17 protein-coding genes are annotated in these 15,237 nt (G+C 30.0%); 10 read left to right on the top strand and 7 right to left on the bottom strand.

Features of this window, described 5'->3' with window-relative positions; genetic code table 11:
* Nucleotides 1-46 precede the first annotated feature (46 nt).
* Genes ACZ5LY_RS03250 through radB form a run of 3 tightly spaced genes read right to left on the bottom strand, consistent with a single transcriptional unit; the run spans nucleotide 47 to nucleotide 2,236 of the window.
* Entirely contained in the window at nucleotides 47-349 is a 303-nt protein-coding gene (locus ACZ5LY_RS03250; RefSeq protein ID WP_013413997.1) for a hypothetical protein, read from the bottom strand.
* Between the two features lie 4 nt (nucleotides 350-353).
* Complete coding sequence (locus ACZ5LY_RS03255) at nucleotides 354-1,490, bottom strand: pyridoxal phosphate-dependent aminotransferase (RefSeq protein ID WP_464577928.1); 1,137 nt, start codon at nucleotides 1,488-1,490, stop codon at nucleotides 354-356.
* A 41-nt stretch (nucleotides 1,491-1,531) separates the two neighbouring features.
* Nucleotides 1,532-2,236, bottom strand: a complete 705-nt coding sequence (gene radB / locus ACZ5LY_RS03260; protein WP_013413999.1) for a DNA repair and recombination protein RadB — start codon at nucleotides 2,234-2,236, stop codon at nucleotides 1,532-1,534.
* 70 nt (nucleotides 2,237-2,306) lie between these two features.
* Between radB and amrS the strand changes: the two genes are divergently transcribed.
* Nucleotides 2,307-3,350, top strand: a complete 1,044-nt coding sequence (gene amrS / locus ACZ5LY_RS03265) for an AmmeMemoRadiSam system radical SAM enzyme (protein ID WP_013414000.1) — start codon at nucleotides 2,307-2,309, stop codon at nucleotides 3,348-3,350.
* Nucleotides 3,347-3,901, top strand: a complete 555-nt coding sequence (locus tag ACZ5LY_RS03270) for a DUF483 domain-containing protein (protein WP_464577929.1) — start codon at nucleotides 3,347-3,349, stop codon at nucleotides 3,899-3,901. The genes amrS and ACZ5LY_RS03270 overlap by 4 nt, the downstream gene beginning before the upstream one ends.
* Nucleotides 3,902-4,212: 311 nt before the next feature.
* Here the strand turns inward: ACZ5LY_RS03270 and ACZ5LY_RS03275 are convergent, their stop codons facing one another.
* Nucleotides 4,213-4,470: a UPF0147 family protein gene (locus ACZ5LY_RS03275; RefSeq protein ID WP_013414002.1), complete on the bottom strand. Its 258-nt coding sequence runs from the start codon at nucleotides 4,468-4,470 to the stop codon at nucleotides 4,213-4,215.
* A 346-nt stretch (nucleotides 4,471-4,816) separates the two neighbouring features.
* On the opposite strand from ACZ5LY_RS03275, the gene ACZ5LY_RS03280 reads away from it, so the two are divergent.
* Complete coding sequence (locus tag ACZ5LY_RS03280; RefSeq protein ID WP_464577931.1) at nucleotides 4,817-5,995, top strand: GMC family oxidoreductase N-terminal domain-containing protein; 1,179 nt, start codon at nucleotides 4,817-4,819, stop codon at nucleotides 5,993-5,995.
* A gap of 174 nt (nucleotides 5,996-6,169) precedes the next feature.
* Nucleotides 6,170-7,057 carry a pseudomurein-binding repeat-containing protein gene (locus ACZ5LY_RS03285; RefSeq protein ID WP_464577932.1) on the top strand — a complete coding sequence of 296 codons (888 nt, stop codon included), beginning with the start codon at nucleotides 6,170-6,172 and terminating at the stop codon, nucleotides 7,055-7,057.
* A 79-nt stretch (nucleotides 7,058-7,136) separates the two neighbouring features.
* On the opposite strand, the gene ACZ5LY_RS03290 is transcribed toward ACZ5LY_RS03285, so the two are convergent.
* A complete protein-coding gene (locus ACZ5LY_RS03290; protein ID WP_464578035.1) occupies nucleotides 7,137-7,259 on the bottom strand; it encodes a hypothetical protein in 123 nt (40 codons plus the stop codon).
* Between the two features lie 37 nt (nucleotides 7,260-7,296).
* On the opposite strand from ACZ5LY_RS03290, the gene ACZ5LY_RS03295 reads away from it, so the two are divergent.
* The 6 genes from ACZ5LY_RS03295 to ACZ5LY_RS03320 are packed head-to-tail and all read left to right on the top strand — an operon-like array spanning nucleotide 7,297 to nucleotide 11,772.
* Entirely contained in the window at nucleotides 7,297-8,439 is a 1,143-nt protein-coding gene (locus ACZ5LY_RS03295) for an ATP-grasp domain-containing protein (RefSeq protein ID WP_464577934.1), read from the top strand.
* Entirely contained in the window at nucleotides 8,427-8,855 is a 429-nt protein-coding gene (locus tag ACZ5LY_RS03300; protein ID WP_464577935.1) for a DUF61 family protein, read from the top strand. Before ACZ5LY_RS03295 ends, ACZ5LY_RS03300 begins: the two co-directional genes overlap by 13 nt.
* A gap of 1 nt (nucleotide 8,856) precedes the next feature.
* Nucleotides 8,857-9,012 (top strand): hypothetical protein, encoded by a 156-nt coding sequence (locus ACZ5LY_RS03305; RefSeq protein ID WP_464577936.1) that lies wholly within the window; start codon nucleotides 8,857-8,859, stop codon nucleotides 9,010-9,012.
* A 9-nt stretch (nucleotides 9,013-9,021) separates the two neighbouring features.
* On the top strand, nucleotides 9,022-10,182 hold the full coding sequence (locus ACZ5LY_RS03310; RefSeq protein WP_013414009.1) for a hypothetical protein: 1,161 nt from the start codon (nucleotides 9,022-9,024) through the stop codon (nucleotides 10,180-10,182).
* A gap of 28 nt (nucleotides 10,183-10,210) precedes the next feature.
* The gene (locus tag ACZ5LY_RS03315) at nucleotides 10,211-11,224 is read left to right on the top strand and encodes a cobalt-precorrin 5A hydrolase (protein WP_464577939.1); all 1,014 of its coding nucleotides are present in this window, start codon (nucleotides 10,211-10,213) and stop codon (nucleotides 11,222-11,224) included.
* Nucleotides 11,224-11,772 carry a class II aldolase/adducin family protein gene (locus ACZ5LY_RS03320; RefSeq protein ID WP_464577940.1) on the top strand — a complete coding sequence of 183 codons (549 nt, stop codon included), beginning with the start codon at nucleotides 11,224-11,226 and terminating at the stop codon, nucleotides 11,770-11,772. Before ACZ5LY_RS03315 ends, ACZ5LY_RS03320 begins: the two co-directional genes overlap by 1 nt.
* 1 nt (nucleotide 11,773) lies before the next feature.
* Here the strand turns inward: ACZ5LY_RS03320 and ACZ5LY_RS03325 are convergent, their stop codons facing one another.
* Complete coding sequence (locus ACZ5LY_RS03325; RefSeq protein WP_464577989.1) at nucleotides 11,774-13,966, bottom strand: DEAD/DEAH box helicase; 2,193 nt, start codon at nucleotides 13,964-13,966, stop codon at nucleotides 11,774-11,776.
* A 765-nt stretch (nucleotides 13,967-14,731) separates the two neighbouring features.
* Nucleotides 14,732-15,175: a hypothetical protein gene (locus ACZ5LY_RS03330; protein WP_464577941.1), complete on the bottom strand. Its 444-nt coding sequence runs from the start codon at nucleotides 15,173-15,175 to the stop codon at nucleotides 14,732-14,734.
* Nucleotides 15,176-15,237: the final 62 nt, after the last annotated feature.

Genomic DNA, 15,237 nt, shown 5'->3' on the forward strand with positions numbered 1-15,237 from the left:
ACCTCCTTTTCATCATGAAATCAGTGTGGAGTCTCATCATTCAAAATTATATTTTTTCTATACAAAAAATTAAATCTTTCTCTTTATCAACTATCCAATAATTTGAAATATTTTTCTTTACGTTGCCTATACATTCATTAATTATTTTGAGAACTCCGTTTACATCTTCTTCTCTCAAGTAAGGCTCAGACAGACTCACCTGACGTGTTTCAATTTTGTATTTGTCTTTATCCTTATACACCACTATAAAATGATATTGATTTAAAAATTTTTTAACATAAACAAATTTTTTTCCTTCTTTTAAATCTTTTAAAATTTTTTCTGCAGTTGATTTCACACCTCGTGTCAAATTTTCACCTACTGCTTCTAGAACTTAATTTTTTCATTCCCGAAACAAATTTTTCTGCAAATTTCATTACTTGTTCTTTTGGAATAGAAAAACTTACTCTAACATATTTTTCGCCATGTAACCTGCTTGTGTATGTTCCTTCTCTTATGAAAATATTATGTTTAAGTAAATAGTTAGCTATATCTGAAGGCCTAACACCTGTTTTGTGGATATCTACTACTAACATATTAGCATTAGAAGGGTATACTGGTATAAAGGCTCCATCAATTTCATCCACAGCATCTTTTATTATTTTTTGATTTTTTCTTGTGCGTCTTTTAACCTTGTCAACCCACTTATTTTTATGTTTTAATGCTGCAATAGCTCCTCTTTGAGCTAAAACATTTGTACCTAAATCATTAATTATTGATGAACGAACAGATTCCATAAACTCTGCAGGAACTATTAAGGATCCAACCCTTAGTCCAGCAAGGCCACAAATTTTTGAAAAACTATATACTGTAAAAGAACGTTCTGGAGCATATTTAGCTACAAGATAATGTTTTTCGGCAAAATCCCGATATGTAATATCATGCAAAAGATATATATCGTATTCTTCAGCTATTTCAGCAAAAGCTTTTATTTCAGATTTAGTATAACATGATCCTAATGGATTTAAAGGATCTATAAGTGATATTAATTTTGTATTTTTAGTTATATTTTCATTCACTAAATCAGGTGTTAATTTATAATTACAGTCTTCATTGTAAATTGACACTGAAATTACTCTTCCAAATCTTCTTGCAAAATTATCTATGATAAGATAACCCGGATCAGATGTTATTATTTCATCTTCAGAATCTAATAAAGTCTGCATTGTGATGTAAAGTGATTCCGTGCCACCAGCAGTTATCAAATTATCAAATTCACCATTGTTTAATTTTAAATCTTCTAAAACCAATCTTTTAAGTTCTTTAAATCCTTCAGGAGGAGGATATTTACAATATTCATGATTGAGTATTGAATCTATTATTGCATTTATGATCCTCTCATCATGATTTAAATGATTTGTATTCTGACCCATCCATATCATTTCTTTTTTATGGAAGATATAATCAAAAAATTCATTTGAAGGTTTAAGTCCTTCCGATAATGTCTTCATATTTAAAAATTCGGGGAAAACCATATTAATCACGATCCTCTTTATTTCGATAACCCATTTTCAACAATTTTAAACCTAACTTTTAAACCTTCTTTTTTATTTTTATGTCTTTTAAGTATTGCATATCTTTCACCACTTGACGACCCCATCTTTAATTCTACTATAATTTTACTCCAATATTTTAATGTTGTTCCTCCGACTGGTTCTATATTAGAACCATCCTCGTCAAACAAAGAATATATATGGTTCGTTATTACCACTGCCAAATTATATTTTCTGGCAATTCTAAGTAATAAAGCCATTTGTTTTCCTAACTCAACATTTAATTTGGAGGAATTTCCTTCTTTTAATCTGTAAAGTGCTACTGCAGAATCTAAGATTATTGCGTCAAATTTTTTGCCTTCTTTTTTTAATAATGAGTTTATTTTTTGTATGACAATTCCCTGTTCATAAAAGGATGATGGCTCATAAATTAATATATTGGGAGCTACCTTGTTAAAGTTATCTCCTGCAATTTGTTTCACCCTTTCTATAGATAATCCGCCTTCAGTGTCTATAAATATTACTTTTTTACCTCTTTTTGCAACTTCTACTGCTAATTTTATTGCAATATTTGTTTTTCCAGAACCTGGTGGACCATAAAATTGTGTAATAGTTCCTTTTTCTACTCCTCCACCTAATATTTCATCTATAGGTGAATTTGTAGGTATTTTCTCTGTTTCTGCTATTTCAGAAAGTGGCTTCATGTTTCTCAACTTCAATGCTTTACATCCCTAGAAAATCTTTAAGATAAAAGAAATATAAAAAAATTTTGTGATGAAAGCATTAAAATATCCAACTGTTAGAGAAGCACTCCTTTATAAAAATACAGATTCTGAATCTGTAATGTGTGAATTATGTAATAGAAAATGTATTATTCGTGATGGTCAAATGGGATTTTGTAAAACTAGAATCAATAGAGAAGGAAAATTATACACTTTAGTGTATGGAGATATTAATGCATTAAGTAGTAGGCCAATAGAGATAAAACCATTTTTTCATTTTTATCCTGGCTCAACATCACTAACATTCTCTACATGGTCGTGTAATTTCACATGTCCATGGTGTCAAAATTATCATCTTTCAAAGAAAGCACCAAATCCTAAAAAAGCAAATTACATATCTCCAGAAAATATTGTGGACCTTGCTTTAAAAATGGGAGATGAAGGTGTCTGCGTTAGTTTTACAGAGCCAACATTACTATTTGAATATAGTTTAGACGTATTTAAGCTTGCAAAAAAGCATGGTTTATATACTTCCTATGTATCAAATGGGTATATTACTGAGAAAGCGTTGGTTCTATTAAAGAATGCAGGAATGGATGCAATAAATATAGATATAAAAGGAGATTCTAAGACATATAAGAAATATTGTGGAAACATTAAAGCTAAATTTGTGTGGAATACTGCAAAAAAAGCTTTAGATATGGGTATTCATGTTGAAATTGTAAATCTCATAGTTACTGGAGTGAATGATAATTTAAAAACAATAAAAAACATAGTGAAATTACATTTAAAAAATTTAGGACCTGAAGTACCAATCCACTTTACTAGATATTTCCCTGCTTTTAAATTTAACGAACCACCAACTAAAATTGAAGTACTTGAAAAAGCATATGAAATTGCAAAAGATTTTGGTATTTTATATCCATATCTAGGAAATGTACCAGGGCATAAATTTGAAAATACTTATTGTCCAAAATGTGGTGAATTATTAATAAAAAGAAGAAACTTTAAAATCCTTAGATGGAAATTAAAGAATTTTAAATGTCCTAAATGTAAATTCCCAATAAAAATAACAGGAGAGTATGTTGCCAAATGAATGGTGTGGAAGCATTGAATAAAATATGTAAAAAAATACTGAAAATTAGGAAAGGACAGAGGAAAGATATAGGACCAGGTATAATTAGAAATATGGAAGATTTCCATTTTAATTACTTAATTGATAGGCTTAAACTGGAAATAGAAATAGTAAAGAAATATTCCCCGAAAGTCAGGCCTGCAATAGATCCTGTGGTTTCAACTGAGTTAGGTATATATAGAGGGTATGACGTGGAAGTTGGAAAACTTTTAGGATACCCTATTTGTTGTATAAAAAGTTTTCTGGGAGGTAGGATAAGTATAGATGAAAATCATTTAAAAGAAATTTCAGAACTTAAAGTACCTAAAAATGCTTATGCAATTATCATGCCTTCTGGATTTATCCCATGTAGCTTAAAATGTAAAAAAGCTTGGAAAAGGAGACTAATAAATTTTGTGACAAAAAAAGAATATGAAAATATACTTAAACTAGAAAAAGAATTAATTACAAATTTACCTCATTTTCATCCAGCTTACGATGAATACTATGAAAAAATCTTACTTTCTGAGTGATCAAAATTATAGTAGTCAATGTAATCAATTGAGTATTTAAATTTTCTTTTTGGAGCTATAGAAAGATATAAGATTCATTAATTTGGCATTTAGGCGATTTTGTTATAAGTACTCCTCCAGTAAGTGTATGATTTCTAGATAAATTCCATATGCTTGGGGAGATTGCCAACAGAACTAGCAATGTTGAGAGGATTAATACAGATTTATATGGAAAAGAAAACACTATGAGAATATAAAACAGCTAAAAAAGGCCAAGTAATTAATTTGGATTCTTTTTATCTAAAAAAAGAAAAGTAAATAGAATTAAAAATTTACTCTTTCAATGCCTCTAATTCACTTAAAACTTCCCATATCAATGTTCTAGCATGTACAGGAATATTAGGATCATTACTAATTTCGTCCAAAATCGATATAACGCTACTTGTCCTTACACTCAATTCTTCTTCTTCATTATTTAAAATTTCTTTTGATTCTTCAGCGGCTCTTCTAATATTTCGAGGTATACTCGTATCATTAACAATATTATCTAATATTTCATTAACATGTTGAATTGTTTCTTTCTCACTCATGGATAGACCTCCCAAAAAATAATATATATCTAAGATTCTCATTACTTAGCAAAGATATATAATTTGCTGAGACTTTACTCACAAGATACGTTTTTAATAAAAAGTACAAATTTTTAGCTTCTAATACTTTTTAATGAATCCTGGAACACTGAGGAATTTATGATTCACAGACCTATTATTGTTAGTAGTAGTTTTTAATTGATAAATATAAAAAGCTTTCGTAACAGATCTTTTTTGGTTATAAAAACTAAATTTTTTATAAATATGGAAATAAACAAATTATAATGTTACTTTATGTGAACTATTTTTTTAACTCTCCACATATAGAAGGAAACAAAGTGATTTGATGGTTGTAGTTATTGGATCGGGGGCAGGCGGTGCAACTGTAGCTAGAGAATTATCAAAAGCAGGAATAGATGTCAAAATATTGGAAAAAGGACCATATATTTCACCAAAGAAAGCATATAAATGTTATGAGAAGGATGATAAAGTTTTAAGGACTTCTTGTGTAGGTGGAACAACATTAGTATCAATGGGAAATGCTCTAAGGACTTTAGAAGATGAACTTCTCAAATATGGTATAGATTTATCAAATGAATTTAGAGAACTTGAAAAAGAATTATCTATTTCACCACTTCCAGATTCTCATTTTGGTAAAGGTACAAAAATGCTTATGGATGCTGCTAAATCTTTAAATCTTCCTGTTAAAAAAATGCCAAAATTTATAGACCCAAACAAATGTGAACCATGTGGCAAATGTCCATTTGGTTGTCCAAAAGATGCAAAATGGACATCTTTGAATTATATAAATGAATCTTTGAAATATGGGGCAAAGTTATATTCTAATACTGTAGTTAAAAAAATACTTGTTAAAAATGATGAAGTTTGCGGTGTATTAACAAATAAAGGGAAAATAAAAGACAAAAATGTTGTTGTCGCTGCGGGCGCAATAGAAACTGCAAAATTACTTAAAAAAGTGGGTATAAAAGCTGGTGAAAAATTTTTTATGGATACTTTTATTACAGTTGGAGGTATTCTCAAATCAATAAATTTTCATAAAGAAGTCCAAATGAACATGTTCATTGAGATGGATAAATACATTTTGTCTCCACATTTTTCAACATTGCTTAGAGATAAGTTAAAATGTAAAAACAAGGATATAATCGGGATAATGGTCAAAATTAAGGATGACAGTTGTGGTAAAATTAAAAATAAAAAAATTATAAAGTATCATACAGAGAATGACATAGAAGCATTATGCGATGGTAGTGTACTGGCTACATCATTACTTGAAAAAATTGGAGTATCTCCTAACACTATCGTATCAACAATTCCTCGAGGTGCTCATCCTGGAGGAACAGCCCCAATTGGAGAAGTAGTAGACAACAACCTCCAGACTAAAATTTCAGGTTTATATGTTGCTGACGCAAGTGTATTACCTGAATCTCCTGGTGCACCGCCTATTTTAACTATAATGGCCCTTGCAAAACGGCTTTCTAAATATTTATTGAATTCATTACGATGAATCTCTAATTCTAAATAATTTTAATAAAAGTAAAGTAAGTTTGATATCCACGATAAAAACCGAAAAATATATATAGGGACGAATTCTGGATATTTTGGAGTGTTTAGACCCTGAAAGAACAATTAAAAAAGAAAAAGAGGAGGAAGTTATATTAAGCGAAGATCGCCGTATAGTGTGCCACTTGCACTTATATTGGCATTAGTATGTGTAAGTGGCGCACATGCTATAGATGATACAAACATGACAAAAACGCCAAAAGATGTTGGTAATTTATTTTTAAATGACAAAAATTCTAAAATAAATAGTGTTTTGGATGGAGCATCTAAAGCCTATGATTTTATAAATGAAAAAAACAGTGTTCCAGATTGTTTAGAAACTTCTGATGGTGAAACTGTTAAAAAACCACAATTTATACATCTAATGGCAAAAACAATACTCTATTTAGACGATCCAACACAAAATGAAATTGTGGAAAATGACTTCAACAACAATATAAAACCAGCTTCCACACCTTATTATGGTACTAGTTATTGTGAACTTAAAAAAACTGAATATCTAGATATAGCAAAGAGACTTGTGAATTTTGTTGAGAAGAACAAAAGGTTGCCAAACTATATTAGTACCAAATCAGGGAAAATAGGATGTGATCTATTATTTGCAGTCTTTTCAAATGTATTGACCACATACAAAAATACAGGAGAATTGCCAGAAAATGTAAAAATTTGTTTAGCAGATAAATATCAGGTTATTGGTCAAATAATGATGAAAGCAGCAAAATACAGATACATTAGTGGAATTAGCACTCTTGAAGAGTTTTTAAGGGCAGGTGGAGGCGACTGCTGGGCTATGAGTGAATATTTATTTAATGAACTTACAAAAGCTGGAATAAAGGCTAGAATAATTCAATATGCAACTGCTTATGCGCCAAACCACAGAACTGTACAATATTTCAAAGATGGACGGTGGATTGACCTCCCATACAGAAGTTACCCAATAAATATGCTGTTTTGGAATACCTACAGTAAGCCATGCATGTGTGTAATAAAAGTAAACAACTGCTAATTTCCCCCCTCTTTTTATTTTTTAACTATTTACCATGTATCAGCATTGATGGATTTTTAACAATCATTGTTCCAGATATTTAAATGGGATATCCACCAAGGATTATTGTTTTTGTTTCATTTGGCTTTAGAGTTATTGTTAATTCCTTATACCTGACTTTAGTTCCATTAACCGGATTTGTGATGTAATATTTTTTATGCATTAATCTCTATAAGTTTTCTCAAATATAAAAAAATTCTATGAAACTATTAATAGTTGGTATAAATACTAGGCCAATAGCTCATGCTGCCTATAACCTGGGTCATGAGGTATATTCTGTCAGCTATTATTGTCCTATAGATTTCAAAGCTTACAAAGATAGAAAATGCATTTTAAAGTATAAACCATTTAAATCCTGTGGAAAATTATCGGAACGTTTTAAAGAAAGATATTTAGAAGAAATGTCCAAAGAATGGATAGATAAAGTAGATTATATAATTCCATATACAGGTGCTCCTGTCAACAGCTACCCACAAAGAAAAATCTTAGGAAATAACAAAATAGAAAAAATAGAAAATAAATATAAATTGTATAAAATTCTTAGAAAACATTTTAACGTGCCAAAAACATATTTATTGTCGGATATTGATGAAGCTAAAGAAATAATTAATAATCATCCAAATAAGAAATTCCTAATAAAACCTGTGAAAGGTTCTGGTGGTTATGGGATATTCCATGCCAACAATTTTTCAAATAATTTTGGCAATAAAAAATTCTTATTACAAGAATACATAGATGGCGTTGACGTCAGTGCTTCTGTAATTAGTAATGGAAAAGAAGCTAAAACTATTTTTACGAGTAATCAATTACTAAATTTAAATGTAGCAGGATGGGAAGGACATTTTATTTATGAAGGCAACATAGTGCCTTCAATTTATGAAAATGAAAAAATGAAAAATATTGCAGAAAATGTTATTAAAAAACTTTCGTTGGTGGGATCTAATGGTGTAGACATGGTAATGACACATGACAAAATTTATGTTATTGAAGTTAATCCCAGGTTGCAAGGAACATTTGAATGTGCAGAATTACTAGGTATAAATGTTCTTGATGCGCATATAAAGGCATGTAAGGAGGGTATCTTAATAGATAGGATGAATATTAATGAAATAGCTATTAAAAAAATAATATATGCTAAAAATAAATTATTTGTGAAAAATACTGATTTTCCAAAAAATGTTCATGATATTCCTGCTAAGAATGTCATAATAGAAAAAGGAGAACCTGTTGTTACCATTCTTTCAAAGGCTAAAAAACTTAAGACCGCACTTAATAAATTAAATAAAACTAAAGAAATAATAAACAAAAATTTAAAGAAAGTAAGATTACTATGCGAGATTTAGATAAATTAGGTAGGATCTTAAAAAAAGAAATATTGAGTCTTAATCGCCACGTGCCAAGACGTAGAAAAACCTTAAAAGAATTACTTGAAGAAAAAAAGCCACATGTTATTGGTTTAAATGGGAAAAGACACAGATTCAAAAAAAATGAATTAAAGCTTATTGCTTCTATTTTATCTCCTGAGGAATATGAAAAGATCAAACTTCCAATATATCTTGAAATGGGTACATCAACATCGGGGATAAGGATTAGAGGGAAATTAGAGTCCCGTGTCATATTATATGTACTTGGCAAAGAAAAAGAGATAGATGAACTTAAGAATGAAAATGAAATCTACATATATAAACCAGAGCTTAGAATTGTAAGACAAAAACTTCCAACCACTACACAATACATCTTTGTAACAAAAGGTGTTTAAAATGTATAAAGATCCATTGACTGAACTTTTAGAGGATCCTGATAAAAGAGCTAAGTTATCCGTAATATTTGTTGGATTAGTAATTCTTTCCACAGTAATGATTGTTTCGGGCATGATTATTTTTATATACCTGTTACTTAAGAAATATGGTCACTAGGTGATAAAAATGAAAAAGATAATCGCATTTGTAATTTTAATTATTGCTGGATCACTATTAGCATTTAGTTTTTTTACCAGTAAAAATACGAGTAAATCATTATTTGAAGATATAGAAACAGATCCTGCACATGCTTCATACATAATTTTAGGTGCCTCTTACATAAAAGTTCCAAAAGGCGCAACAGTTGTTACACAAGTTGATAGGGTGATAAGAGATAAATCATCAAGATACAATGTCAATGTTCCACCAAATCACATTCCAAAATCTCCTAAAGAACTTGTACCTTGGATGGAAGGAGCAAGAGTTGCAGAATTAATGAAATATGCTAATGTTAAAGTTATACCAGCCACTGGTGTAGTTATTAAGAAAATTAATGGAACATGGTATGGACCAGATGAAAAAGGAAATTATATATTTGAAGTAGATCCAAGTAAAGCAGGCCCGCCATTTTCCAAGAAAATAAATGAAAACACAGCAATAGAAATTGACACTCATGGCATGAACGTCATGGTACCCACTGCCATAAAAGAGCATGCATTTTTAGTTATTGCATGTGGAGATTTGATTGGTAAAGCCAAAGCAGAGATGTACATGGCAAAAAGAGGTATAAATTGTTATGCAGTATGTGATAGATATACACCTTATTGTTTAGGTTATCAAGGGCCAGGTGTCATTCTTGGTGGTGCCCCTATAAGACCTATTAAAGAAGGAGCAATCATAGGTGCTCAACCAGTATATATAAACACCAAAGAATTAATAGTGGCACAAACAACTCATGTAGCTTACCCATACCAATACTGTGATACTCCAGCAAGATTTTTCAACATGTTACAAAAGAAATATGGAATAAAATTAAATGTAAAGATTGTAGATTCAACAAATGCTGTGAAAGTCGTTGAAGAAGCAGAAAAAACAGGTGCAAATGTTATTGGTGTCAGAGTTGTTACATATCAAGATAAAAAGGCTGTTGAAAAATGGCTGAAAGAAAATCCTAACCATAGGGCAATATTGTTCCACTCTGCAGCATATGAACCTGGGTACAAATTATTCTTTGAGTTTCCACAACAAGTCACTGGTCAGGATCCAAGACCAATATTTGTAAAAGACATCCCAATTGAAGAATTACAGAAAAAATTGGAAGAGATAAGAAAACTATGGACAACATAACTTTTTGCCAATGTTGGATGGATAATCCATGCGTGTCATGATAATTTCAATAACAGAACAAGGGGAAAAAATAGCAGACAAGATATATAATAAATTTAAAAATGATCCCAGAGTTATCAAAGTAAGCAAATTCCACAAAAACGTCAAATCAGTGCTAAAAAAATATTTTAAAGAATATGATGTAATTATAGGAATAATGGCAACTGGAATCATGGTAAGAAGTATTGTAAACCTTTTGTCAAAAAAATATAAAGATCCTGGTGTAATAGTTATAGATGATGCAGGTAAAAATGTTATAAGTCTTTTATCTGGACATTTAGGCGGTGCAAACGAATTAACAAAAGAAATAGCAGAAATAATAAATGCAAATCCAGTTATAACGACGTCTACCGATGTACATGGATTTGTTGGGATAGATTCTTTAGCAAAAAAATATTATTGGAAAATATTAAATCCAGAACTAATAGTTGAGTTTAATAGTGCAATTCTAAAAAATAAAACTATTAAATTATTATCTCGAAAAAATTTAAGATATATATTTAAAAATCCTAAAGTTAGTAGATCATATTCATGGGAAATGGCAGATGTAAATGGAATACAGGCAATTTTAAATAATAAAAAATTAAAAATGGTTCCTCTCAACTTAGTTATTGGAATAGGAACAAAGAAAAATATTGAAAAAAGAAAAGTAATAGAAGCAATAAATGATGCAGTTGAGATATTAAAAATTGATATTAAAAGAATAGATGCATTAGCCACTGGAGAAATGAAAAAAAATGAAGTTGGACTGCTGAATGCTGCAAAAGAATTAAATTTACCTCTTTTACTTGTTAAAAAAGAAGAATTAAAAAATAAAAATTACCCATCTGACTCAAAATTTGTAAGAAAAAAATTTGGCATTGGTAGTGTATGTGAGCCTGCTGCTCTTCATGTCGCTGGAAAAAACTCACAACTTATTTTAAGAAAAATTACAAGAGATGGCGTAGCTGTTGCTGCAGCAGTAGGAGAAGGAAACTTGAAAGGAAATAAGGTGACATCATGATGAAGAAAATTGTAAAGTATGCACACTATTTACATAGGAAGGGTTTTACTGCTGGCAATGCTGGAAACATAAGTGTCTTATATAGAAATAAAATTATGGATGTTGTTGCCATTACATCTAGTGGTTCATGCTTAGGAACAATTACTGAAGATGAAATTGTATTGTTAGATCTTGATGGGAATGTGATATCTGGCAAAAAACCTTCATCTGAACTACATTTACATATGAACCTTTATAAAATAAGGGATGATATAAATGCTATAGTTCATACTCATCCTCCTTATACAGTAGCACTAACAATGAAAGATATTAGAATCGAAAGACCAGAAGGTGTTCCTGGAAATAAAAAATTTTTAGAAGAAATTCCATATTATAGACCTGGGAGTATTGAGTTGGCAAATGCATGTTCAAAAAAATTAAAAAAAGAAAAAATTTTAGTATTGAAGAAGCATGGTTTAGTTACATGCGGATCTTCACTAGAAGAAGCTGTGAATTTAACAGAATTAGTAGAAAATGCGGCTAAAATAACTTATATATCATCTCAATAGTTTATTCTTCAAATTTAGAATCTGTAACTTCCTTAATATCCTTTGCAATTTTTTCTCCAATACCTTCTACCTTCATCAGTTCTTTCTCAGATGCATTTATAACATTTTTAACAGATCCAAACTTTCTGAGTAATTTTTTTGCATTTACAGCTCCTATATGTGGAAGTGATTCTATAACGTAAAGTTGTTTTTCTCTTAAAGTTAATGGCTTCCTTTCCGTACGTATTGGGATTTCTCTTTTTTCATGAAGTTGCTCACGAACAGCGATACGGTATATAATAGCTGCTGTGTCTTCAGGAGATTGGCTAGGAATTATAGGAATATTAAAATCTAGAGCTATTGATGCAAGAGCTCCTCTTATTGCATTTGGGTTCATAAACCTGGAATACAAATCTTTACCTTCTAATATTAAAACTGGCCTTGTAAATTCTTCTGTAAGTCGTTCAGCTTGTTTATATAATCTTTTATCAATTATTGAATTTATGAAATCATCTACAGTTTTTCTTTCAATTCCTACTTCATCGCTTACCTGATAATCAGCTACTGCAAGCGATCTAATTTTAATTTTAGCATTTAATTTTGTTAGTTCTCTTAATACTCCTGAATTATATTCCCTAGAATCAGCATAAATGACAACTTCTTTTTTATTTTTATGTTTTCTTTCTTTTCTAAATTTTACATGAATAGGTCTTTTTAGTTGTTTCTTCATTTTGTTTTCTTTTCTTATACTTGACCAGTAATAAGCTTCATCCCTTGTACCTTCTGAAATTAATACAATCATTTTACCTTTTCTTTTTCTTCCAGTCCTTCCTCTTCTTTGAATCATTCTAATCTCTGATGGAACTGGTTCATAAAGTATTACGGTGTCTACAGCAGGTATGTCTATACCTTCTTCAGCAACGCTTGTGGATATCAATACGTCGTATACTCCTGCCTTAAATTTTTTTATTATTTCTTTTTGTTCTTTTTGGGATAATCCTTTCTCACCATCTCTACCTCTTTGCCCATAAAACTTAACAGAGGATATGTTATTTTCTTGACATTTTTTATGGATTTGTTCTACACTATCTCTAAATTGTGTGAAGACAATCACTTTATTTTTGTTTGCGATTTCTTTTTTGAGAATTTTAATTAATTCATTTAATTTTGGATGTTCTTGATTTCTCATAAATCTTCTTTCTACCAAAGAAATAGCTTTCCTAAAATATATGTCTTTCACCAACGATCTAGATGCTTTAGTTTGTTTTTTCTTTAACCTTTCTAAATACTTGTATAATGCATTTATAGTTTGTGTTTCTAGTAGTTCTAATGCATGTTCAATATTTATGGATGCAACTAGAAGAGATATTGCAGTGTATAATTTCCTTGAAGAGTCTATTGTAAGCATTTTTTTAAGTTCCTTTCTAGCATCTAATAAATCTTTTTTTGTAACATTTTCATTTTTTATAATATCCATTCTTTTCAATAGTTTTAGACGACGTTTTAAAGACTTTTCCATGAGTTTTTTAATTCTTATTAATTCATCATCTAGCTTAACTTTAACCCATTTAGTTTCTATTGGATTGAAATAAGGTGAAACATCTTTATCTTTTTCAGTTTTTATGATAACGTCATCAATAGATAAATTTTTACATACTTCATTTATTTTTTCTTTATCAGATCCTGGAGATGCTGTAAGTCCAATTATTAATGGATTCTCAGCATCTTCTAAATATTTTGAAGCTAAATAAACATATGAATATGAACCAACAGCACGATGACATTCATCAAATACAACTAATGAAACATCCTTTAGTGAATAATTTCCCCTTATAAGATCAGACTCTATCGTTTGTGGTGTAGCACAAATTACTCTAGAATTTTCCCATAATTCCACACGTTTTTTTGGTGGTATGTCACCTGTTAAACAGGAGGTAGGTACTATCATAAACTCTTTAAATTTTTGATGATGTTGCAATGCTAATGGTTTGCTAGAGGCTAAAATAAGTACTCTAGAGTTTTTATATTTATGAAGACGTTCAGCAGCTACAAGTATTGCTATCACAGTTTTACCTAAAGCTGTAGGTGCCACTATCATTGTGTTTTTATTATTTTTTAAAATTTTAGCAGCTATTATCTTTTGATATAATCTAGATTCTATTTTATTTTCTTTAATGAGGGGATGGGATATATATTCCAGATCTACTACCCCCATACTTTTTTGCAAAATTTAACGATGATTAATTTTCATTGTGAAAGCAATTCACATTATAATTTTTCCATTTCAACTACATAAAGTTAAAATTCCGATAAACGATGTTGTAATTTTTAAAAATAATAAGACTATTTTTCTATTATTAGTATGGAGAGATATAGCTCTTTGTAACAAATAAAGAATTGACGAAAATATTAAGGCAATTTTCTATTTTACCAAGTTATGGGATTTAACAAAGATAGTCCAAATTAAGGAAAATCCTAAAAAACAATGACACTGAAGAAGAGTACCATACATACCCAAATCAACATCGAAAATGCCAGTATCACCAACTTACATCCTTTCCTCTTTTTTCAAGTAATTAGAGTGTAATTTACTAGGGTTGACTCAAAGAGATGTGTGAAAAACAGTCATTCTATTCCTCTCTATTATCTTCTTTTCATGTTAAAGTTTGCAAAGAGCTTGTCAATCCTTTCCAACTTCCTTATCCCCTCTATTCTAATGTTTCTGTACTATTCCTTAACCACTATTGTATAGACTACTATGTCGACCTAATCGTTGGTTTTTCCTCTGAAGTATAAATTAATATAGCTCCTACAAGATAATAGAAAATGCCGTCAATAATCTTAATATATTTTGAATGAAACTTTGCTTATACCCTGAGTCTATATGTCTTCTCATGATTTATGCTCAACACTATTGTCAATACACAAAATTAATATATTGACCCTAATATTCTAATAGCTACTAATAGGTACCACACCATCACCTATGAGGTATTTTACCTAGTTTTCGTAAAATAAAGTATATGATTGTTATAAGAATAACTTCGGCGATAAGTATTTTTTGTCCCACATCACTTATATTCTCCAACCATGCTTGCTTTGTTAATCCACCTATTTTTCCTAAAAATATAAATGAAATCATAAAGAATGCTAAAGGCGTTAAAAATCTTCCTAAAAGATCAGTATTTCTAACATCCTTAATCTTTGATCCATACCTGTCCCAATATAAAAATAGAAATACAAGATAAATACCTAGTGCGGCAGAACTTATACAACCTCCTAGCAGAATTACAAACATATGTGTTTTTGCCCAGGGCAGTAAATTAGGCCGGGACTCAACTATCCACGCCAATACTATGAAAAAAGTAAAGAATATGCCTAATATACAATAGGCCGCCTTTAATAATCTTAATCTTGATACCACTGACATCACCTATCAATAATATATCTAGTTCAGGTATTCTTAATCTTCTTTTTCGGAGTCAT

The sequence above is a fragment of the Methanothermus sociabilis genome (assembly GCF_055392295.1).